This is a genomic window from Pseudomonas sp. Y39-6, assembly GCF_023651955.1.
GTDB classification, from domain to species: Bacteria; Pseudomonadota; Gammaproteobacteria; order Pseudomonadales; family Pseudomonadaceae; genus Aquipseudomonas; species Aquipseudomonas veronii.
This window is the reverse complement of the sequence record NZ_CP069594.1, coordinates 5055936-5075867: the sequence shown is the minus strand read 5'-3', so window position 1 is coordinate 5075867 and position 19932 is coordinate 5055936. Positions and strand designations below refer to the sequence as shown.

The 19932-nt window shown below is 59.7% G+C and carries 20 protein-coding genes and 1 pseudogene; 7 read left to right on the top strand and 14 right to left on the bottom strand.

All coding sequences use genetic code 11. The features are described 5' to 3' along the window. Positions 1–28: 28 nt before the first annotated feature. The 7 genes from JN756_RS23020 to minC form a co-directional block, all read right to left on the bottom strand. Positions 29–2197 (bottom strand): mechanosensitive ion channel family protein, encoded by a 2169-nt coding sequence (locus JN756_RS23020; RefSeq protein WP_057003885.1) that lies wholly within the window; start codon positions 2195–2197, stop codon positions 29–31. A gap of 72 nt (positions 2198–2269) precedes the next feature. After that, the gene (locus JN756_RS23015) at positions 2270–2446 is read right to left on the bottom strand and encodes a hypothetical protein (protein WP_169796378.1); all 177 of its coding nucleotides are present in this window, start codon (positions 2444–2446) and stop codon (positions 2270–2272) included. A 146-nt stretch (positions 2447–2592) separates the two neighbouring features. Further along, the gene (locus JN756_RS23010; protein WP_046382553.1) at positions 2593–3882 is read right to left on the bottom strand and encodes a M18 family aminopeptidase; all 1290 of its coding nucleotides are present in this window, start codon (positions 3880–3882) and stop codon (positions 2593–2595) included. A 161-nt stretch (positions 3883–4043) separates the two neighbouring features. Next, positions 4044–4679 carry an RluA family pseudouridine synthase gene (locus JN756_RS23005; protein ID WP_015885133.1) on the bottom strand — a complete coding sequence of 212 codons (636 nt, stop codon included), beginning with the start codon at positions 4677–4679 and terminating at the stop codon, positions 4044–4046. A 96-nt stretch (positions 4680–4775) separates the two neighbouring features. Beyond that, complete coding sequence (gene minE, locus JN756_RS23000; protein WP_003175252.1) at positions 4776–5030, bottom strand: cell division topological specificity factor MinE; 255 nt, start codon at positions 5028–5030, stop codon at positions 4776–4778. Positions 5031–5033: 3 nt separating this feature from the next. Further along, the gene (gene minD, locus JN756_RS22995) at positions 5034–5846 is read right to left on the bottom strand and encodes a septum site-determining protein MinD (protein ID WP_003209098.1); all 813 of its coding nucleotides are present in this window, start codon (positions 5844–5846) and stop codon (positions 5034–5036) included. Between the two features lie 200 nt (positions 5847–6046). After that, positions 6047–6784: a septum site-determining protein MinC gene (minC, locus tag JN756_RS22990; protein ID WP_017845814.1), complete on the bottom strand. Its 738-nt coding sequence runs from the start codon at positions 6782–6784 to the stop codon at positions 6047–6049. A gap of 119 nt (positions 6785–6903) precedes the next feature. On the opposite strand from minC, the gene JN756_RS22985 reads away from it, so the two are divergent. Both JN756_RS22985 and JN756_RS22980 read left to right on the top strand, forming a co-directional pair. Next, positions 6904–7839 carry a lipid A biosynthesis lauroyl acyltransferase gene (locus tag JN756_RS22985; protein WP_057003886.1) on the top strand — a complete coding sequence of 312 codons (936 nt, stop codon included), beginning with the start codon at positions 6904–6906 and terminating at the stop codon, positions 7837–7839. A gap of 30 nt (positions 7840–7869) precedes the next feature. After that, a complete protein-coding gene (locus tag JN756_RS22980; RefSeq protein WP_017845816.1) occupies positions 7870–9024 on the top strand; it encodes a patatin-like phospholipase family protein in 1155 nt (384 codons plus the stop codon). A gap of 46 nt (positions 9025–9070) precedes the next feature. Here JN756_RS22980 and JN756_RS22975 read toward each other — a convergent pair whose 3' ends face one another. The 7 genes from JN756_RS22975 to puuE form a co-directional block, all read right to left on the bottom strand. Further along, a complete protein-coding gene (locus JN756_RS22975; RefSeq protein WP_026139882.1) occupies positions 9071–9856 on the bottom strand; it encodes an outer membrane protein OmpK in 786 nt (261 codons plus the stop codon). A 15-nt stretch (positions 9857–9871) separates the two neighbouring features. Continuing rightward, entirely contained in the window at positions 9872–10249 is a 378-nt protein-coding gene (locus JN756_RS22970) for a hypothetical protein (RefSeq protein WP_152032038.1), read from the bottom strand. Positions 10250–10356: 107 nt separating this feature from the next. Beyond that, complete coding sequence (locus JN756_RS22965; protein WP_104902724.1) at positions 10357–11640, bottom strand: urate hydroxylase PuuD; 1284 nt, start codon at positions 11638–11640, stop codon at positions 10357–10359. A gap of 51 nt (positions 11641–11691) precedes the next feature. After that, positions 11692–12195 carry an ureidoglycolate lyase gene (locus tag JN756_RS22960; RefSeq protein WP_017845819.1) on the bottom strand — a complete coding sequence of 168 codons (504 nt, stop codon included), beginning with the start codon at positions 12193–12195 and terminating at the stop codon, positions 11692–11694. A 141-nt stretch (positions 12196–12336) separates the two neighbouring features. Next, complete coding sequence (alc, locus tag JN756_RS22955) at positions 12337–13338, bottom strand: allantoicase (RefSeq protein WP_201021414.1); 1002 nt, start codon at positions 13336–13338, stop codon at positions 12337–12339. Positions 13339–13379: 41 nt separating this feature from the next. Then, positions 13380–13895 (bottom strand): 2-oxo-4-hydroxy-4-carboxy-5-ureidoimidazoline decarboxylase, encoded by a 516-nt coding sequence (uraD, locus tag JN756_RS22950; protein WP_017845821.1) that lies wholly within the window; start codon positions 13893–13895, stop codon positions 13380–13382. Continuing rightward, entirely contained in the window at positions 13892–14818 is a 927-nt protein-coding gene (gene puuE / locus JN756_RS22945) for an allantoinase PuuE (RefSeq protein ID WP_108524669.1), read from the bottom strand. Before puuE ends, uraD begins: the two co-directional genes overlap by 4 nt. Before the next feature lie 389 nt (positions 14819–15207). Here puuE and uraH point away from each other — a divergent pair, with 389 nt between their 5' ends. The 5 genes and pseudogenes from uraH to JN756_RS22920 all read left to right on the top strand — a co-directional run bounded on the left by uraH (position 15208) and on the right by JN756_RS22920 (position 19796). Further along, complete coding sequence (gene uraH, locus JN756_RS22940) at positions 15208–15561, top strand: hydroxyisourate hydrolase (protein WP_017845823.1); 354 nt, start codon at positions 15208–15210, stop codon at positions 15559–15561. 129 nt (positions 15562–15690) lie between these two features. Continuing rightward, positions 15691–15798, top strand: a pseudogene (locus JN756_RS22935) (IS110 family transposase); the annotation flags it as partial. Between the two features lie 291 nt (positions 15799–16089). Continuing rightward, a complete protein-coding gene (gene tla1 / locus JN756_RS22930) occupies positions 16090–16845 on the top strand; it encodes a toxin Tle1 chaperone Tla1 (RefSeq protein WP_104904523.1) in 756 nt (251 codons plus the stop codon). A gap of 102 nt (positions 16846–16947) precedes the next feature. Further along, positions 16948–17463, top strand: coding sequence for a Tli1a family immunity protein (gene tli1a, locus JN756_RS22925; protein WP_177029978.1), 516 nt, complete (start codon positions 16948–16950; stop codon positions 17461–17463). Beyond that, on the top strand, positions 17451–19796 hold the full coding sequence (locus JN756_RS22920; protein WP_177029979.1) for a T6SS phospholipase effector Tle1-like catalytic domain-containing protein: 2346 nt from the start codon (positions 17451–17453) through the stop codon (positions 19794–19796). Before tli1a ends, JN756_RS22920 begins: the two co-directional genes overlap by 13 nt. Positions 19797–19932: the final 136 nt, after the last annotated feature.

Below are 19932 nucleotides of genomic sequence, written 5' to 3'. Positions count from 1 at the left end.
CGCTTGCTCCCACATTGACCCTCAGGACTCAGGCGTTCTTGTCTTTCTCCAGCCCGCCCGACGCGCCGGTCACCACTTGCACACTCAGGCGCGGCGTGGCCAGGTCCAGCCCAGCCTCGTCCAGATGACGTTTCAGCGACAGGTTGAACGCCCGCGACACCTCCCATTGCTTGATCGGCGCAGTCTTGAAGCGCGCCCGCAGAATCGCGCTGCCCGACTCGAAACTTTCCACGCCCTGAATCTCCAGCGGTGACCAGATATTGCGGCGTTGCAGCGGGTCGTTGCGCATTTTCTGGCCGACGTCGCGCATCAACTTGATCGCATCGTCGATTTCCATGTTGTAGGGGATCGCTACCCGGAAGATCGCGTAGCCGAACTCACGGGAGTAGTTCTTGATGCTCTTGATCTCGCTGAACGGGATGGTATGCACGATGCCGTCGATGTCGCGCAGGCGCACAGTACGGATGGTCAGGCCCTCGACCGTGCCGAGGTGGCCGCCGACGTCGACGTAGTCGTCGATGGCCAGGGAGTCTTCGATGATGATGAACAGGCCGGTGATCAGGTCCGCCACCAGCGACTGCGCGCCAAAACCGATGGCCAGGCCGATCACACCGGCACCGGCCAGCAGCGGCGTGACGTTCATGCCCATGTTGGCCAGGGCGACGATGGCGGCAATGATGAAGATGGTCACGAACAGCACGTTGCGGATCAGCGGCATCATGGTCTGCGCACGGGCGTTGGCCAGGCCTTTGCGCGAACGGGTGAGGGCGTGATGGATCGCGGTGTCGCTGAGAATCCAGATCAGCCAGGCAAACAGCAGCGTGCCGCCGAGGCCGAACAGCTTGACGCTGATTTCATGGCCGTCGCCTTCGGTGAAGCGGATCAGCGACAGGCCCCAGACCCGCAGCCCCAGTTCGATAAACGTCAGCCACACCAGCAGGTGGGCGAGGGTGTAGACGAAACTCTTCAAGCGCTCGGAGTACAGCGCATGGCGCTTGTGCCCGCGTTGCGGCTTGAGGGCATGGCGGCGTACCAGGCCGTTGATCACCATGCACAGCACCAGCAACACCGTGCAGAGCAGCGACTGGCGCAAGGCGGTGCTGGTGTCGCCGGCGGAGACGAAGGTGGCGAACAGTGAAATGCCGACCAACAGCAGGGCCGGGATGTACCAGAAGGTGCCGATGATTTCGATCGTGTCGCTGAGGGCGCGGCGGGTCAGGCGGCGGGACAGCGGCTGGTTGCGGATCAGGTGCGCAATCGGCCGGCGGAAGCGCAGGATGAACACGCCGGTGGACAACGCGGCCATCACATTGGCGACGGTTGCGGCCGTGTGCGCCAGGTGCTGGCCAAGCGCAGCGACCAGCCTGGGGTCGCCCAGGGCTTCGCCAAAGGCGGCGAAACTGCCGATCCACCACAACGGCCGGAACGCCTGGCGCCGCAGGATATACAACGCGTGACGGCGATGGGGACCGTCCAGCACGGAGAATGCGATCACGCAGATCGCCGAGAAACAGGTGCCGACCACCAGCGCATACGCCAGCACCATCGCCAGGGATTTGCCCAGGGACGAGGGCAACGCGTAACTCAGGTACACGGTGATCACCAGCGCGATCAGCCACGGCCCCAGTTTGCGCAGGGCGAAGCGCAGCATGTCCCAGGTGCGCGGGTGTTGCGGCAGTTCTTCGGTCAGGCCGAAGCGCTCGCGCACCCGGTGGCTGAGCCAGATCAGCGCGGCGGCCAGCAGGCTCCACACGGCGAGGATCAGGGCAAAGCCGAAGATGATCGGCAGCCATTCGTTGGCCGGCAGCATCAAGGCCTCGAGTTCATCTGTGGCCATGTCCACTTCGTCGGACCAGCGTCCCAGTGGGCTGTCGGCGCCGGAAAACTGCTGCTCAAGGCCGGACAGCGTGCTGCCGATCAGCCCGAGCACGCCTTGTTCGGCGGCCGGCTGGGCCTTTTGCGTGGTCTGGCGCAGCTTTTTCAGGTCGTTGAGCAACTGGGTGCGTTGCTGGTCGTTTTCCAGGGTCTTGATCACCTCGTCCAGCGACTGACCCAGCGGCAGCTCGGCCTGGGGTTGCGGCTTGCTGGTGCCACCCAGCAGCCCGGGCAAACCCACGGCCTGGGCCGGGGCGAGCGGGAGCAGGGTGAGCAGGGCGATCAGCAAACAGCAGGGCAGGGCAAGCAGACGGGAAAGCACGAGGCGGTCAACCTTGAAAACGACGAATTGACCGAGTGTACGAGGCCCCTATGCCCAATGCGAGTGCATTTGTTATTCAGCGAGTTTAGCGAGGATCTTGTAAACCACGGTGCCCAGAATCAACAGCATGCCGATCCACATGCTGAACACGCCGAGGGGCTTGTCACGAAAGTTGAAGCCGACCGCGAGCATGATCATGCCGATCAGGATAGGGATGAGCATGGCATGGAAGGAGGACATGGTGATCATGAGGCGATGGCCTTCTCAGAGTGGGAATACTGACAAGTCTAGGTGGGATTGCGGGAAATGCAGGTGATATAGATCAGGTCCACGCGAAGCCAAATGTGGGAGGGGGCTTGCTCCTCCCATATGTTTAACTGCATTCGGCCTTTGGATCAGGGCAGATCGCGGCTTGCGTAGAACGCGCCGAGCACTTTCACCAGATGTGCCAGGTCATGGCTGCCGCACAGTTCGCGAATGGAGTGCATGGCGAACGTCGGCAAACCGATGTCGACGGTCCGCACGCCCAGGTGGCTGGCAGTGATCGGGCCGATGGTCGAGCCACAGCCCATGTCGCTGCGCACCACAAAGCTCTGCACCGGGACTTCCTCGGCCATGCACAGGTGGCGGAAGAAACCGGCGGTTTCGCTGTTGGTGGCGTAGCGCTGGTTGCTGTTGACCTTGATCACCGGGCCGGCATTGAGTTTCGGGCCGTGGTTGGCGTCATGCTTGTCGGCATAGTTCGGGTGGACGCCGTGGGCATTGTCGGCCGATACCAGCAGCGATTTCTGAATGGTGCGGACAAATTCGTCACCTTCGGGCAGCAGGCGGCGCAGGGTCTGCTCGAGCATCGGGCCATCGGCACCGCAGGCCGAGCAGGAGCCGACTTCTTCGTGGTCGTTGCACACCAGCACGCAGGTTTCATCGGTCTCGCTGGTGAGCAAGGCTTGCAGGCCGGCGTAGCACGACAGCAGGTTGTCCAGGCGGGCGCCGGCGATGAAGTCGCCATTGAGGCCGATCACGGCGGCGCTTTGGGTGTCGTAGAAGCTCAGCTCGTAATCGAGCACCACATCGGCGTTCAGCCCGTGCTCGCGGGCCAACTGCTCGGTGAGCACGGCGCGGAAGTCCACGCGCTCGTCGCCGGCGAACTGCGCGAGAATCGGCGGCAGTTCGGTCTGGGCATTGATCGCCCAGCCCTGGTTGGCTTCACGGTTCAGGTGGATCGCCAGGTTGGGGATGATGGCAATCGGCAGCTTGAAGTCGATCAGCTGGCTTTCGACCTTGCCGTCGCGGCGGAAGGTCACGCGGCCGGCCAGGGACAGGTCGCGGTCGAACCACGGCGCCAGTAATGCGCCGCCGTAGACTTCGACGCCCAGTTGCCAGAAACCCTGGCGTTGCAGCTCGGGTTGCGGCTTGACCCGCAGGCACGGGCTGTCGGTGTGGGCGCCGACCAAGCGGATACCGCCCTGCAGCGGCGAGTGGCGGCCGAGCTTGAAGGCGATGATCGAGGAGTCGTTGCGGGTCACGTAATAGCGCCCGTTGGCTTCGGTGGTCCAGGTGTCGCGCTCGTCGAGACGCTGGTAACCGGCCGCTTCGAGGCGTTGGGCCAGGGCCGCAGTGGCATGAAAAGGAGTAGGGGAGGCCTTGAGGAAGTCGATCAGGCCTTGATTCAACGCTTCGCGCATAAATAGCTCCAGACAGCAATGCGCGGAGTTTACCGTTCGATGGCGAGAAGTGCACAGCACAAATGTGGGAGGGGGCTTGCCCCCGATGGCGGAGTGTCAGTCACTGCATTTGTTCACTGACCCACTGCAATCCCCTCCCACATTTGACGGTGTTTACAGCTTTAGAAGGGCGCCGGGCACTCGAAGCGCAGCCGCTCGCCGCTTTGCGGGTGGGTGAAGCTCAGCATGCTCGCGTGCAGGCACAGGCGCGGCCAGGCGGCCAGGGCTTGTTCATGGGCGTACAAGCCGTCGCCGAGCAGCGGGTGGCCGATGGAAAGCATGTGTACCCGCAACTGGTGCGAGCGCCCGGTGATCGGCGTCAGCTCGACGCGGCACCAGTCACCGCAACGTTCCAGCACCTTCCAGAAGGTCAGCGCATGCTTGCCGAACTCGTGGTCGACCACATGGCGTGGCTTGGTCGGCGGATCGTAGCGCAGGGGCAGGTCAATGCTGCCGCTGTCCAGTTCCGGTTGACCCCAGGCCAGGGCGGTGTAGGCCTTTTCGGTTTCGCGGTCATGAAACTGGCGGGACAGTTCGCGGTGGGTGTCGGCGTCCCGCGCGAGCAGGATGATCCCGGAAGTTTCCCAATCCAGGCGATGGACGATTCGGGCCTCTGGGTAGCCGTTTTCCTGCAGGCGGGTGATCAGGCAGTCCTTGTTGTCGTCGGCGCGGCCGGGCACCGAGAGCAGCAGAGTCGGCTTGTTCACCACCAGGACGGCGGCGTCCTGGTAGAGGATATGGATGTTGGACAACGGCATTAAACAGCCTCGTAACAAACGCCAACGGCGGCTCGATCACCCGGCTCCCGCAAAGGGATCAAGGTGACGGAGCCGCCGTGGCGACCGCCCTTTCGATCAACGATCGGGCAGGGTGATATTGAGTTCCAGAATCGAGCAGCTGCCGTCGTTTTCCAGGGCGACATGTACGTCGTCGTTACCGATATTGACGTACTTGCGGATCACCTCGACCAGTTCCTTCTGCAAGGCTGGCAGGTAGTCCGGGGTGCTGCGTTGGCCGCGTTCGTGCGCCACGATGATCTGTAGACGCTCTTTCGCTACCGACGCGGTACTTGGCTTTTTGTTGGCGCGAAAGAAGTCGAGAAATTTCATTGTTTAGTTGCCTCCAAAGATACGCTCGAAGAATCCCTTCTTCTTGACATCGAGGAAGCGGTGTTCCACGGTCTTGCCCAGTAAGCGATCAACCGCGTCGCTGTACGCCTGGCCGGCGTCGCTCTGGTCGTCCAGAATCACCGGGACGCCCTGGTTGGAGGCCTTCAGCACCGCCTGGGACTCGGGAATGACACCCAGCAGGGTCACTGCGAGGATCTCTTTGACGTCTTCAACGCCGAGCATCTCGCCATTGCTGACGCGCTCAGGGTTGTAGCGGGTGAGCAGCAGGTGCTCCTTGATCGGGTCTTCGCCTTTTTCGGCGCGCTGGGACTTGCTGGCCAGCAGGCCAAGCATGCGGTCCGAGTCACGTACCGAGGAGACTTCCGGGTTGGTCACCACGATGGCTTCGTCGGCGAAGTACATCGCCAGGTGAGCACCGGTTTCGATACCGGCCGGGGAGTCGCACACCACGTATTCGAAGGTTTCCTTCAGTTCAGCGAGGACTTTGCCTACGCCTTCCTTGGTGAGCGCATCTTTGTCGCGGGTCTGGCTGGCGGCCAGTACGTACAGGTTCTCAAGGCGCTTGTCCTTGATCAGGGCCTGTTGCAGGTTGGCTTCACCGTTGACCACGTTGACGAAGTCGTACACCACGCGGCGTTCGCAGCCCATGATCAGGTCGAGGTTACGCAAACCGACGTCGAAGTCGACGATGACTGTCTTGTGGCCGCGCAGAGCGAGGCCGGTACCGATAGCGGCGCTGGTGGTGGTCTTACCCACACCACCCTTGCCGGATGTAACCACGAGAATCTTGGCCAAGGTGTTTCACCCCTAAGGAAAAAGGACTTTTCAGCCCCCGAAAAACATCTCTTGGAACTCGCTGCAGGCGGACAGCCTTTGTAGGGAAAAGAGGTGGTTTCCGCGTGGAAACGCCAACTTCAAACTAGTCCTACGCAAGTCTTGCCGGTTTCGCTGTGCTATCAGAGTCTAGAGATGCTTGGAAAATGCGGCAGTATCCGTTAAAGACGGATGATGTTCAACACATCGCCCGACAGGCTGACTTGTACCGCGGCGCCCCACAGCGGATCGCGGCGCAAATCTTCGGAAACCTTGTACTGACCCGCGATCGAAACGAGTTCAGCGGTCAACTGCTGGCAAAAAATACGTGCCTTGGTATCACCCTTGATGCCGGCGAGGGCACGTCCGCGCATGGGGCCGTATACATGGATGTTGCCATCGGCCAGAAGTTCCGCGCCCGGACTGACCGACGAGATCACCACCAGGTCGCCGCCCTGGGCGTAAATCTGCTGCCCGCCGCGCACGGGGGAGGTGATGATCTTGGTCGGCTTGACCGTCGGCTCCGGCGGTTTTTCCGGTTTTTTCTTCACTTCACCGGCCAGCGGATCGAGTGGGCGCTCGCGGGCACCGGACGGTGGCAGTACTGGCAGTTCAATAGCGATGGCGGCGGCAATGTCTTCAATACGGCTGGCACGAATCGCCAGGGTGCGCAGGCCATGGGAGCGGCACACGCGCATCAGGCCCGGCAGGTCGATTGCGCCTTGGCCGGCTGGCAGCTTGTCCAGGGCCAGCACCAGCGGCGCGTTGTTGAAAAAGTTCGGTGCCAGGGCGACCTTGGCGGCGAGCTGGCGGTCCAGGGCGTCGAGGTCATTGCGGGCCAATTCCAGCACGGTAATGGCGAGCATGCTGCCTTTCAGCTGGAACACGGGATCTTGGTCTAGCGGTTCGGTTTGGCTCATGGTCGGCAAAAGCGGCTTGTCACGAAAAGTGTCGAGACTTATAACGAGAACAACCACTGGCCGCAAGCCGAGTCGAACCGTTGTAGAATGCGCGGCCCTTGTCTTTACCGGAATCTGTAATGGATCGCCCGCGTTTTCGAGCTGTATTTTTTCACCCGCGATTTTGGCTGCTATGGCTGGGACTCGGCCTGTTGTGGCTGGTCACTCAATTGCCATACCGCGCGCTGCTGACCATTGGTCGCCTGCTGGGCGCGGGCATGTACCGCGTGGCCGGCGAACGTCGCCGCATCGCCGCGCGCAACCTGGAACTGTGCTTCCCGGAAAAGTCCGCGCAAGAGCGTAAACATTTGCTCAAGGAAAACTTCGCCTCCACCGGCATCGCCTTCTTTGAAATGGCCATGAGTTGGTGGTGGTCGCGCCAGCGCCTGGCGCGGCTGGCCCACGTCGAAGGCCTGGAGCACCTCAAGCAGGCTCAGTTGGACGGCAAGGGCGTGATCCTCATGGCCCTGCATTTCACCACCCTGGAAATCGGCGCGGCCCTGCTCGGGCAAAAACACACGATCGACGGCATGTACCGCGAGCACGGCAACCCGCTGTTCGACTTTATCCAGCGCCGTGGCCGCGAGCGCCACAACCTCGACTCCCTGGCCGTGGAGCGTGAAGACGTGCGCGGCATGCTCAAGCTGCTGCGCGCCGGCCGCGCCATCTGGTACGCGCCGGACCAGGACTACGGCGCCAAGCAAAGTATCTTCGTGCCGCTGTTCGGCATCCAGGCCGCCACCGTGACCGCTACCAGCAAGTTCGCCCGCCTGGGCAAGGCGCTGGTGGTGCCGTTTACCCAGGAGCGCCTGGCCGACGGCAGCGGTTATCGCCTGGTGATCCACCCGCCGTTGAGCGATTTCCCCGGCGAAACCGATGAGATCGATTGCCTGCGCATCAACCAGTGGGTCGAGACCTCGGTGCGCGAATGCCCCGAGCAATACCTCTGGACCCATCGCCGCTTCAAGAGCCGGCCGCCGGGTGAGCCCAAGTTGTACGAAAAACGCCGTCGGTAAGACCCGCCTTTCTCTACATGGAGTGACGCAATGCGCCCAGCTGAACCGGTTACAGGCTTGATTCTTTCCGGCGGCGGGGCGCGTGCGGCGTATCAGGTGGGGGTACTGGCGGCGATTGCCGAGTTGCTGCCGCCGGGCGCGGCCAATCCGTTTCCGGTGATCGTCGGCACATCGGCCGGCGCGATCAACGCGGTGAGCCTGGCCAGTGGCGCCATGGACTTCAGCGCGGCGATCGAGCGTCTGACGGCGTTCTGGCAGGGCTTTCGCAGCCACCTGGTGCTGCGCAGCGATTGGCCGGGGGTGATTCACCAGGCCGCTCGTTTCTGTTTCCACAGCCTGCTCGGCCTGGGCGCCCAGGTCCCGGTGGCGCTGCTCAACAGCGCGCCGCTGCGGGACCTGCTGCACGAGATGCTGCACCTGGATGGCATCGACCAGGCCATCCGCGAAAAACACCTGAAGGCGGTGGCGGTCACGGCCTTCGGTTACGAGTCCGGGCAAGCAGTGACCTTTTACCAGGGCGGCGGCACCATCGATGCCTGGCTGCGCCATCGACGTATCGGTGTGCCCAGCCGGCTCACGGTCGAACACCTGTTGGCCAGTTCGGCGATCCCCTTGCTGTTTGCTCCGGTGAAGCTCGACCAGGAGTATTTCGGCGATGGCGCGGTGCGGCAATCGGCCCCCATCAGCCCGGCCTTGCACCTGGGCGCCAGCCGCGTGCTGGTGGTGGGTGTCAGCGGCAACCCGCGCGGCGTCGAGCATGAACACGCCTCGCAGCGCGCCTACACTGGCCAGCAGCCGACCCTGGCGCAGATCGGTGGGCACATGCTCAACAGCACGTTCATTGACAGCCTGGAAAGCGATATCGAGTTGCTGGAGCGCTTGAACCAGTTCAGCCATTTCCAGCCCGCCGACAGCGCGGCCCGGGGCCTGGCGCCGGTGGATGTGCTGGTGATTGCGCCGAGTCAGCCGATCGATGAAATCGCGGCGCGGCATCGGCAGGAATTGCCCGCGGCGTTGCGCCTGTTCCTGCGCGGGCCGGGTGCGACCAAGACCAGCGGGGCGGGGGTGCTCAGTTACTTGCTGTTCGAGGCGGGGTATTGCAGCGAGTTGATCGAGTTGGGGCGCAGTGATGCGCTGGCCAAGCGCGAGGAGATAACCCGGTTTTTGGGGCTGTCCCCTAGCTGAATTTGGGAGCAGGCACGCCAGCTCCCCCATCAGGCCCGCGGTGTGGTCAGAAGTGGTACTTGACCAAAAAGCTCGCGGTATCCTGGTTGGTCTTGAACGCGCCGGAATCTTCGATCCCATACTTGTTCTTCCAGTAGTCGTATTCAAAACCGACGTACAGCTGTTTCTCGCCCCAGTTCAACGCCTTGCCCAGGTCATATTTGACTTGTGGGTTGAAGTGCAGGTTGGCGTGATAAGTGCCACGGGCGTTCTTGTCGTTGTCGACCACCCAATCCATATAGCCGTCGATCAGGATGTTGGAGTTGCCCACGGGAAGGGTGTACGACCACACGGGGGTGATCTGCCACACACCGTCGCCCGGGCGATTGCCTTCGGTCTGGCGCTGGTAGAAGTTCAACTGGAAGTAGTCGAAACCAGGGATGTTCAGGTCGAAGCCCGGGCCCAGCAGGTACGATTCGTTATCGCCTTCGCCGAACTCATAAGTGAATGCCAGCAATACATCTTTGATCGGTCCGAAGGACAAGTCCTTGTCGAAAATCTTGCCGAACGATAGACGCGGGCTGAACTCGCCGTAGTAAGTACTGGGGCCGACGTTGCCGTCTTCCTTGCCGTTGTAAAAGATGCGGTCGAGGAAAAAGAAGTTGTCGCCGTACTTCCACGCATCGGCGTGTTCAAACGTGACGGTCTGTTGGATCTGCGGGTTGACGGTGAAGTTTTTGCCCCACAGGTACGTCAGGCTGTTGTTCTGCCACTGCAACAAGTCGCCGGCAACGGCTTGGCCGCCCGCCAGCAGGGTTGCCGCCAGCATCAGGCCTTTGAACATAGGTTTCATTCGGTTGCTCCCGAGTTAAAGTTTTATGGTTTTTCTTCTAAGCAGGCGCTCTGGTGTGGCGCCTTTTGGTTTGCTGAAAAAATCGTCTGTTCGGTCAGCTTTAATGCTTTTAGCAAGAGCTGCGCCAAGGTGTAAAAAAAGCCAAAAAAATCCCCGTCGGCTGCAGCGGCTGCAGTCGAATTCAGAGGGCTTTTGCGCACTTGGGCCGCCGCCCGCAGGCCGGGATAAGTTGGCCTTGCAGTCAGCTTTTACATTCGCTGTTTTTTTTTCAGTCGATTCGAGCGGGCGCGGAGAATACTGGCTCCAAAGCCTTGGCTCAAGTGCGCTGTTAGAGCGCGCGTGGGGCGAGAATGGGGCACGGCTTGTGGCCGTCCCCAGGTCAAAGGTGTACATGTGGGCGTTCCCTGTTCGTTATTGTTTTTGTTGTGACGAAGGAATCAATGAGTGTGGGCGACGGCGGGTCGTTCAGAACCGCCCACATTGGGATCTGTGTGAGTCAGTCAGTTCGTGCGGGCGCCCTGGTTGATCCAGGTGCCGATCAGATCGCGTTCCTGCTGGGTCATCTGGGTGATGTTGCCCAACGGCATGATCTGGCTCGCCACGGCCTGCGCCTGAATGCGCGCGGCCTGTTGCTGGATCTGCGTCGGCGTGTCGAACATCACCCCCGCCGGTGCGGTGCTGAACAGCGGGCTGGTGGGCTTGGCCGAATGGCACACGGCGCAGCGTGCCTGGATCACCCCATGCACCTTGTCGAAGTCGACCGTCGCCTGGGCCGGCACGGGTGCCGCAGCGGGGGCGGCCGGTGCGACGGGTTTCTCGCCGCCGCCCAATGCGGTCTCCGGCAACGGCTGGTACTCGATGGCCGCTGGTGCCTTGGCCACTTCGGCGATCGGCTTGGGCCCGGTGACATACGCCAGGCAAATCATCGCCAACGCGCCCACCGGCAAGGTCCAGGCATATTTCTGGCTGTTGTGCCGGGTGTTGAAATAATGCCGCACCAACACCGCCGCCACGGCGATCCCCGCCAGGATCAGCCAGTTGTAGTGGCTGCCGTAGGTGCTCGGGAAGTGGTTGCTGATCATGATGAACAGCACCGGCAAGGTGAAGTAGTTGTTGTGCCGTGAACGCAGCAAGCCCTTGGCCGGCAGGGCCGGGTCCGGCGTGCGCTGCTCCGCGATCGCCGCCACCAGCGCGCGTTGTGCCGGCATGATGATGCGGAACACGTTGCCCACCATGATGGTGCCGATGATCGCCCCCACATGCAGGTACGCGCCCCGGCCGCTGAACACTGTGCTGAAGCCGTATGCCGCCGCGATCAACAGCACGAACAGGATCAAACCGAGCAGGGCCGGGCGTTTGCCCAGGGCCGAGTCGCAGAGAAAGGAGTAGATGAACCAGCCGGCGAACAGTGAGCCGATGCCCAGCAACACGCCTTCGGTGCCGCTCAGGCTGCTGCCGGGGGCGAGCAGGTACAGCGTCGGGTTGAGGTAGAACACCACGCACAGCAGCGCGACGCCCGACATCCAGGTGAAATAGGCTTCCCATTTGAACCAGTGCAGGTTGTCCGGCATGGTCGGAGGGGCCAGTTTGTATTTTTCCAGGTGGTAGATACCGCCACCGTGGATCGCCCACAAGTCACCGGACAGGCCGTCCTTGGGGTTGACGCGGTTGAGGTTGTTTTCCAGCCAGACGAAGTAAAACGACGCGCCGATCCAGGCCACGCCAGTGATCATATGAACCCAGCGCACGCTGAGGTTCAGCCATTCCAACAGATGTGCTTCCACAGTCTTTACCTCTCGCCTGTCACCCTTGTTGTCGGGTGATCCGGCCTTCTCTTATTGGTGGGGGGCGAGGATCAACCGCTCATCCTCTTTGAAAAAATGCTCATCGCAGTTATTGCCGGTGCCACTGCGATCAACCACCAGGAAGTCATCCCGCTTTTCGATCGTCAGCACCGGGTGGTGCCAGACGCCGCGATGGTAATTAATGCCCTGCCTGCCGTTGGTGACGAAGGCGCGGACCAAGCCTGATACAGGTGCATCGCCAAGTGGCGCGACCACGATCAGAAAGGGGTTGCCGAGCAGCGGAATGAAGGCCTGGCTGCCCAGCGGGTGTCGCTCCAGCATGCACACGGTCAGCGGCATTTCCAGCGCGTCGGCGCGGAAGATGCTGATGATGGCGTGGTCTTGCGGCTGGGCGGTTTCCACCGTTGCCAGCTTGTGAAAACGCATGGTCGACCCGTTGTTGATCATGAAGTGCTCGCTGCCGTCGGTTTCGATCACGTCTCCGAAGGGGGCGAAGGCTTCTTTGGTCAGGGGTTCGATCATCAGTGTGCGCATGGCTGGCTTCTTAATCTGTTGGGTTATTGATGGACCGTTGTAGGAGCAAGCTTGCTCGCGAAGGTCGTCAACGATAACGCGTGCATCCTGAATGAACGCGGTGTCCTTGAGTTTTTCGCGAGCAAGCTTGCTCCTACAGGTTCAGCATGACTTGGCGACCTTGCCCAGGACGCGCAGGCGACTCACACCGCCATCCGGGAACACGTTCAGGCGGATGTGGGTGATCGGCCCCAGCGCCTTGATCTGCTCGGCGAAGGTGTGTTCGGCGTGCATTTCCAGCTTCTGCGCCGGCAGCAGTTCGCGCCAGAACAGCGATTGGGTTTCGATCTGGCTGTCGGTGCCGCCTTTCACGAACGCGGCCTGGATCGAGCAGGTGTCCGGGTAGTTGCCCTTGAAGTGCAGGGTGTCGACGATGACTTTCTCGATCTCGCCCGCATGCCCCAGCGCGACGATTACCCAGTCATTGCCTGGCGTGCGACGCCGCGCGGTTTCCCAGCCGTCGCCCATGTTGACGCCACGGCCGGGGTTGAGGAGGTTGCCCATGCGGCCGAAGTGTTCGTCAGAACAGGCCAGGGCGCGACCGCCGTTCAGCGCCGCCGCCAGGTCGACCTGTTCGTTGTCGCCCACTGCGGACCAGTCGCGGAACGGCACACCGTACACGCGCAGACGGGCCACGCCGCCATCCGGGTAGATGTTGAAGCGCAGGTGGCTGAACGCCTGGTCATGGTTGATTGCGTGGTAGTGGTGGCTGTTGCCTTGCAGCTCGACGGCCGACAGCACTTCCACCCACTGGGTGCTGTCATCCGGCTCGCCCGAGGCGAGGAAGCAGGCTTCCAGGGAGGCCGACGGCGGGAAGTTGCCGGTGAAGAATGAAGTGTCGATGTCCACGCCTTTGATCGTGCCGGATGCGCCCAGGCGGATCACCGCGCTGTCGTAGCCTTCGAAGCGCTTGCGGCGCGACTCCCAGCCGTCCATCCACTTGCCGTTGTCATCGAAAACGCCCTCCTTCCACACCGCCGGGGTCGGCTGGAACAGGCGGTTGGCGTCGGCGAACCAGTCATCGGTCACCGAGATGATTTTGGTGCCGAGGCGGGCGTCGGCCAGGTTGACGAACTTTTCGAAAGGTACGGGTTGCGCTTTCATTCTTCTTGTCTGCCTTGGATAGAGTGGCTGGGGATGGTCGTTTAGAGGGTCAGTAAGCGGAACAACGCGATCTTGTTGATCTCGTCCAGCGCGCACTTGAACTCGGTGTCGACCGGGTGGTGGATGCGCGTTTCGAACGCTTTGATGATCTGATGCCGGTTGCTGCCTTTTACCGCCATGATGAAGGGAAACTTGAACTTGGCCTTGTAGGCCTCATTCAGCTCGGTGAAGCGTGAGAACTCTTCGGCCGTGCATTGGTGAATACCGGCGCCGGCTTGTTCATGAGTGCTGGCTTCGGTCAGTTGGCCCTGGACGGCTGCACGGCCTGCCAGGTCCGGGTGAGCGTTGATCAGCGCCAGTTGCGTGGCGTGATCGGCGCTGAGCAGGATATCGCGCATGCGCTGGTGCAGGGTTTCGATCTCGTCGAGCGAAGCGTCCTGCCCCAGGTCGAAGGCCTTTTCGGCCACCCATGGCGAATGTTCGTAGATGTCGGCAAAGGCGCTGATGAATGCATCGCGGCTCAAGGTCGACGGTTTGACGGTCTGGAACCTGGTCATTGCGCCGCACCCTTATAAGGGTGAGTGGCGTGCCAGTGGCGGGCAATGTCGACCCGGCGGGTGAACCACACCTGTTCATGGCCCTTGGCGTATTCGATAAAGCGCTTCAACGCCGCGAGGCGCGCCGGGCGGCCGATCAGGCGGCAGTGCAGGCCGATGGAAAGCATCTTCGGCGCGTCGGCGCCTTCGGCGTAGAGCACGTCGAAAGCGTCTTTGAGGTACTCGAAAAAGTCATCGCCCTTGTTGAAGCCTTGCACCTGGGTGAAGCGCATGTCGTTGGTGTCCAGGGTGTAAGGGATCACCAGGTGCGGCTTGCCGGTGGGGTTGTTGGGTTCCCAGTAGGGCAGGTCGTCGTCGTAGGTGTCGCAGTCGTAGAGGAAGCCGCCTTCCTCCATCACCAGGCGCCGCGTATTCGGACCGGTGCGGCCGGTGTACCAGCCCAGCGGGCGTTCGCCGGTCAGTTCGGTGAGGATGCGGATGGCTTCGAGCATATGCTCGCGCTCCTGGGCCTCGTCCATGTACTGGTAGTCGATCCAGCGGTAGCCGTGGCTGCAGATTTCATGGCCGGCGGCGACCATCGCGCGGATCACGTCCGGGTGGCGCTGGGCGGCCATGGCCACGGCGAAGACGGTCAGCGGGATATCGAATGCTTTAAACAATTTGAGGATGCGCCACACGCCGGCACGGCTGCCGTATTCGTACAGCGACTCCATGCTCATGTTGCGCTCGCCTTGCAGCGGCTGGGCCGAGACCATTTCGGAAAGGAAGGCTTCGGACTCTTGGTCACCGTGCAAGATATTGCGCTCGCCGCCTTCTTCGTAGTTGAGTACAAAAGACAACGCAATGCGTGCCTTGCCCGGCCAGTGGGGGTGAGGAGGGTTACTGCCGTAACCGATCAGGTCGCGTGGGTAGTCAGCGCTCACTGCAGTCTTCCTTCTTGTGCGTGGTAGCGGTGGGTGTGGCGGCCGGGCAGTGAAAAGACTGAGTGGCGTCACAGCGATGAGTGATTGTATACAACTTATTCGCCACTTTGTAAGCCCGGATTTCTGCATTTTTTCCGCAACGCTCACCTTCAAGGGTGTAGCAAGAAACTTGCCTGACTGGTCAGCTAATGGACAAAAGGTCGTTTAAAAGCAAGGATGACTCATGAATCGGCCGGTCGCGCCAGGCCAGTGGAAGGATCGCAAGGTTTGTGATTTTTATTGTGTACAATTTTTTTGAAAAGTGTCTTAATCGTCCCACACCAGCTTTTTCGCTGCCCTGAAAAAGTGCGGCACTCATTTCTACTGACCTCGGGAGGCGCGTACACGCCATGGGACGTTTGACCACACACGTTTTGGACGCCGCTCACGGCTGTCCCGGCAGCAGCATCACGGTTGAGCTGTACCGCGTCGACGGCGCGCAACTGGAACTGGTCGCCACTGCCGTCACCAACAGCGACGGCCGCTGCGACGCACCGTTGCTGCAAGGCGACGCCTACCGCAGCGGTGTGTACCAACTGCAATTCAGCGCCGGCGACTATTACCGGGCGCGTGGCGTGCAATTGCCGGAGCCGGCGTTCCTCGACGTGGTGGTGCTGCGCTTCGGCATCAGCGCCGAACAGGAGCACTACCATGTGCCGCTGTTGATTTCGCCTTATAGCTATTCCACCTATCGCGGTAGCTGAGCATCATCCCCTCGACGCTCTTCGTTGGTTTTTTTGCCCGCCCACACTGCGGGCTAATGAGATGGTCACCCCCAACACCCTGTGAGGGCTACGCTTTCACGGGGTGTTTTGTTTTCGGAGGCCATCATCATGAGCGAGTCAACACTGATCGGTACCGATCTCGGCAAACACACTTTCCACCTGCATGGCCAGGATAAGTCGGGCCGCGAGGTCTTTCGCAGAAAATGCTCACACCAAAACTCTGCCTACTTGTAACGGTTCGCGCTTGAAAAATATGCGACTCGCATTCATCGACTTTCTGACACGCTAAGTACATCAGTGCTGCTTTGTGGCAATTGCACCAGGGAGTAGTTTCCAGTGTGATCGCCATGAAATATTTTGCATGACTAAGCTCTCATCTTTGGGAAATGTCCTATTTACTCTCGATTTTTATGTGTGCAGCCTTTGGCGCATCGTTTGAGCGTCTGCCCGCCGACGCGAGAACCTCGACCGGACTGATCCGCGATAATTAATCGAGGGAATATGGACATGACGATGCCCACTCAATGGCAAGAACAGATCGAACATGTTTGCGCCCACATTGGCATAAGCCAGATTGACTTACTGCTCGACCAGGCAGGATGGAGCCACCGTGCTGTGCCTGCCTTGGAGATGCTAACGCCAAAAGTCCCCTGGTTCTCGTTGTTCACCGGCACGTCAGAGCAAAACCTGTTGGATCAGGCCCCTCTGTTGATGCGTCTGGACTTGACGCAGTGGCGACATAAGGCCTGGCTGGAACAGTTGGTGGAGCATGCCACCGATGGCCGCCTAATGGTGGTGATCTCGTCATTGCCCTTCGAAGTTTTGAGTAAAGCCCTGCAAGGGTTTTCGCAATTGGCTTGGGGTGGACAAACCGGTTTGTTACGGTATTACGACTCACGCATCTTTCCCCTGCTGATGTCCTCGATCCTCACCGATCAGCAGCGCGCCGAGTTTCTGCAAGCCGCTGCTTATTGGGGCTGGCTTGATCGGGATAACCAGCCGCAGTGGTTACAAGGCACGAGGCTCACCCATCAGAGCAACATCCAGGTCAGTCCCTTCGTGGAAATGAACGATCAACAATTTGACCTGCTTGGTTGTATCAGCGATGCGCAGCAACTGTTAAATGGCAAAAACTTTGATTTCCTGGATGAGAGCCGAGAGCGGCGTTTCGCGCTAATTCACTCACTTGTTGTGCAAGCGGGTCAGGAAAATTATTTCGGCGATTTGACCGAGTATGTGAAACAGAACTTAAGCAGAACCTAGGTGCCTGGATGGCCACTTTGCGCTGGGACAAGAGTGTATTGCATGCATAAGTGGTTTGAATGGTTTACGCGATCAAGGTGATCAGCAAGGAAGTTGCTAGCAATGCAATCGATAATAAAAAAAACAACACAAAAAGTCGCGTTTTACTTCTTGGGATTCGCGTTATCTGGGTGTTCTTCAGCGAACAATGAAATGGCTGGGGGAAACCTGCAAGCCATCAACCATACCATGCACGGTATTAACTGGATGTCGGTCAATGGTTACCGAGCGGACGGTGGTGGTGGAAGCTCGTGTTGCATCATCATGCCCGTCAAATGGCGTCCTGGCTTAAAGGCCCAGATTGAATGGGAGGTCGATCCTGAGCCATTTGGGCCCACGCCGCCTTTAGGAACAGACGAGTTCAGAGCTTTTATGGTTAAACATAAAGCCAACTATCAGCGCCACAACACCACCGTGGACATTCCAGAGTGGCCTGGGACGGAACGATGTGGCTTGAAGGTACACTTTTTGGTTTGTAACCAGATCAAGGTTACGAGTTCATGTTGGGCATTTAACTCAGAGCATTACCCGATTAAAGAACCCTCGCAAATGAAGGAGCCGGCCGTATGTCCGAAGTGAACAATAATTCAAAAGACAAAGCTTGGGGGCCGCCAGTTTTTCCTGCTACGGGGCGTTTTCCGACGAAAACATCGGATGTGACAGATAACTACAATAAGCAAATTGCTGAGCAAAATCGGCTTCAACAAAAACGTGACGATCAAGGGCGTCGCACACAGCGTTTTACCTGTTGTCATAGCCTGCATATCAGTCTGTTTTTCGATGGCACCAACAATAACGAAAAGAGCGACACCCAGGAGGGGCATCCCACTAATATCGCCAAGCTGTTTCATGCCTCACTACGAGGTAAAGACGCGATGGGGCAGGGTTATTTTTCGTATTACATGCCCGGTGTCGGCACGCCATTCCCCGAAGTTGGCGAACTGGATTACAGCGATAGCGGGCTGCAATATGCCACTGGGGGGGAAGACCGGATCAACTGGGCCTTGGTACAGGTGGCCAGCGCGTTATCTTATGCTCTGAACAATAAAAGCGGAATTGATGACATTGTCGCCAAGACCAAGGTCGAGGCCATGAGCACCTGGAAGGCACCGCTGATGAGTGCTCTGGGTGAAGGCAATCGCCGCCGAATCATGAAAGAGCTGCTGGCCCCTTTACACGCTCGCAAGGACGAGGCCCAGCCTAAAGTGCTGGCGGTCAAACTGTACGTGTACGGTTTCTCTCGGGGAGCGGCAGAGGCTCGCACTTTTGTTACCTGGTTGAGTCAGTTGTTCGACACCCCAGAAGGGGATGAACTGCCAAAACAGGAACTGTTGGGCTTGCCTGTCAGCGTCGAGTTTCTTGGCGTGCTGGACACGGTGGCCTCGGTGGGTATTGCCCATGTAGCCCCATTCTTTGCTGGGCATATGGACTGGGCCGATAACACCCAGTTGCTACCGGATGCGCAGCGGTTCCCGGAACTGGTCAAGTGTTGTCGGCATTTTGTCGCGGGCTTCGAGCAACGCTCATGCTTTCCGTTGGATTCGATTCGTAACGAAAACGGCCAGTATCCGGCCAATACCTACGAAGTGGTGTACCCCGGTGTGCATTCGGATGTGGGCGGCGGCTACCCGAAAAATGACCAGGGCAAAGCTCGTGAAGGTACTCATGAGCTGGTGTCGCAGATTGTCTTGCACGACTTGTATGCCGCTGCTTTTGCAGCGGGTGCCCCTCTGCAAGTGCCAGAAGAGGTACTGCCGGACACGTTTAATAATAGCTCGGAGATGTTGTGGCGAAAGTTGGAACGAGATACAAGAGAGGAGTTCGATATGAGCCCCCATGTAGTGGATCGTTTCAACGCCTGGCGCCTCAAAACCCTACCAGGTGTTGCGGCTGACGAATCCGTCGAGGACTCGGCCTATAAGCCGCTGCGTTTGAACACCACCGTAGAAGACACCCTGGCCGATCAACTGGGCTGGATCACCGGTTGGCGTATTGGTCGTTACGTCAATGATCCTCAAGGTAATAACGACAGCTATAAGCGCCAGCCTTTTTTCACCCAAGCCAAAGAGGCGACGCCCTATCAGGAAACTACTGAGCGCGAACAGTATAAAAAAGACCAGGCTGATGCCGTGAAAATGCGGCGGGATAACCCTCAGTATCCCGGCCCACGAATCTATGAACCGCAGATTGATCAGACCCAACTCAGCCAAGCTGCCGAGGAATTCAAGTCTGACTACACCGGCCAGAAGCGTGAGCAATCCAGTTGGCAAGGCACGGTGACCGACGTGGTGTTACGCGATGCGATCTATTTACTTAACGAGAATGACGAGTCCAAGGACCATGACGCCCTCAAGACGGCAGGTGATCTGCGCAGTAAGCAACTGTTCCGTGATGCTCAAGGCACGTCCGGTGCAGACCCTGAGATGGCCCTACTGGTGGCGTTGTTCGATGACCAGATACACGACTCGCGGGCCTGGTTCATGCACGACAAGTTGAAGTCGAGGGAGTTGTGGGCCGGTTATTTCTTTTACCGCATGACCTATTTCGGCAATGACAATAGCCGTGATCTGTCCCCAGTCGTAGTGGCCGGTCGCATATTGGGCGTGGCGATGATTGCCGGGGCTACGGTGTATGGCATCAAGCGCCGTGGTGTATTAGGTGGTGTTGGCGGACTGGCGGCGGGCATTGGGGCGGCGACCATCGGCTACCAGGTGATCGATAAGGCCACTGGCCTAGTGGTACCGTTCTTGCCAGGCGCGGAACAACTCCTGCAACCAAGCAGCCATGTGGGTCAGATCGCGTCGGAGCAAAAGCATCAGATTGAACTGGATGACTTTGCCCGACGCATGGAACGAACCACAGCCATGTTGCGCAAGACGGGCAGCTTGTTCGAACCGGATAGTGTCGTTTAAGACGCGAAAAATAAATCATTCTGGTCGATTACCCTACAAACCTCAGTTCCAACTTCAACTGATGGCTTTGATAATCGAGCTGCACCTTCTCGCTTCCCACCCCATTCAGCCCGCAACTGTTCTCGGCTGCCCAACC

What these genes read in the sequence shown, in the direction of transcription:
- JN756_RS22920 (WP_177029979.1), top strand. Translation starts at nt 17,451, where the DNA reads ATGTCCGAAGTGAACAATAATTCAAAAGACAAAGCTTGGGGGCCGCCA.
- JN756_RS23015 (WP_169796378.1), bottom strand. Translation starts at nt 2,446, where the DNA reads ATGATCACCATGTCCTCCTTCCATGCCATGCTCATCCCTATCCTGATC.
- JN756_RS22980 (WP_017845816.1), top strand. Translation starts at nt 7,870, where the DNA reads ATGCGCCCAGCTGAACCGGTTACAGGCTTGATTCTTTCCGGCGGCGGG.
- JN756_RS22960 (WP_017845819.1), bottom strand. Translation starts at nt 12,195, where the DNA reads ATGCGCACACTGATGATCGAACCCCTGACCAAAGAAGCCTTCGCCCCC.
- tli1a (WP_177029978.1), top strand. Translation starts at nt 16,948, where the DNA reads ATGCAATCGATAATAAAAAAAACAACACAAAAAGTCGCGTTTTACTTC.
- JN756_RS22970 (WP_152032038.1), bottom strand. Translation starts at nt 10,249, where the DNA reads ATGTACACCTTTGACCTGGGGACGGCCACAAGCCGTGCCCCATTCTCG.
- uraD (WP_017845821.1), bottom strand. Translation starts at nt 13,895, where the DNA reads ATGACCAGGTTCCAGACCGTCAAACCGTCGACCTTGAGCCGCGATGCA.
- minE (WP_003175252.1), bottom strand. Translation starts at nt 5,030, where the DNA reads ATGAAATTTCTCGACTTCTTTCGCGCCAACAAAAAGCCAAGTACCGCG.
- JN756_RS23010 (WP_046382553.1), bottom strand. Translation starts at nt 3,882, where the DNA reads ATGCGCGAAGCGTTGAATCAAGGCCTGATCGACTTCCTCAAGGCCTCC.
- tla1 (WP_104904523.1), top strand. Translation starts at nt 16,090, where the DNA reads ATGACGATGCCCACTCAATGGCAAGAACAGATCGAACATGTTTGCGCC.
- uraH (WP_017845823.1), top strand. Translation starts at nt 15,208, where the DNA reads ATGGGACGTTTGACCACACACGTTTTGGACGCCGCTCACGGCTGTCCC.
- alc (WP_201021414.1), bottom strand. Translation starts at nt 13,338, where the DNA reads ATGAAAGCGCAACCCGTACCTTTCGAAAAGTTCGTCAACCTGGCCGAC.
- JN756_RS22975 (WP_026139882.1), bottom strand. Translation starts at nt 9,856, where the DNA reads ATGAAACCTATGTTCAAAGGCCTGATGCTGGCGGCAACCCTGCTGGCG.
- JN756_RS22985 (WP_057003886.1), top strand. Translation starts at nt 6,904, where the DNA reads ATGGATCGCCCGCGTTTTCGAGCTGTATTTTTTCACCCGCGATTTTGG.
- minC (WP_017845814.1), bottom strand. Translation starts at nt 6,784, where the DNA reads ATGAGCCAAACCGAACCGCTAGACCAAGATCCCGTGTTCCAGCTGAAA.
- JN756_RS23005 (WP_015885133.1), bottom strand. Translation starts at nt 4,679, where the DNA reads ATGCCGTTGTCCAACATCCATATCCTCTACCAGGACGCCGCCGTCCTG.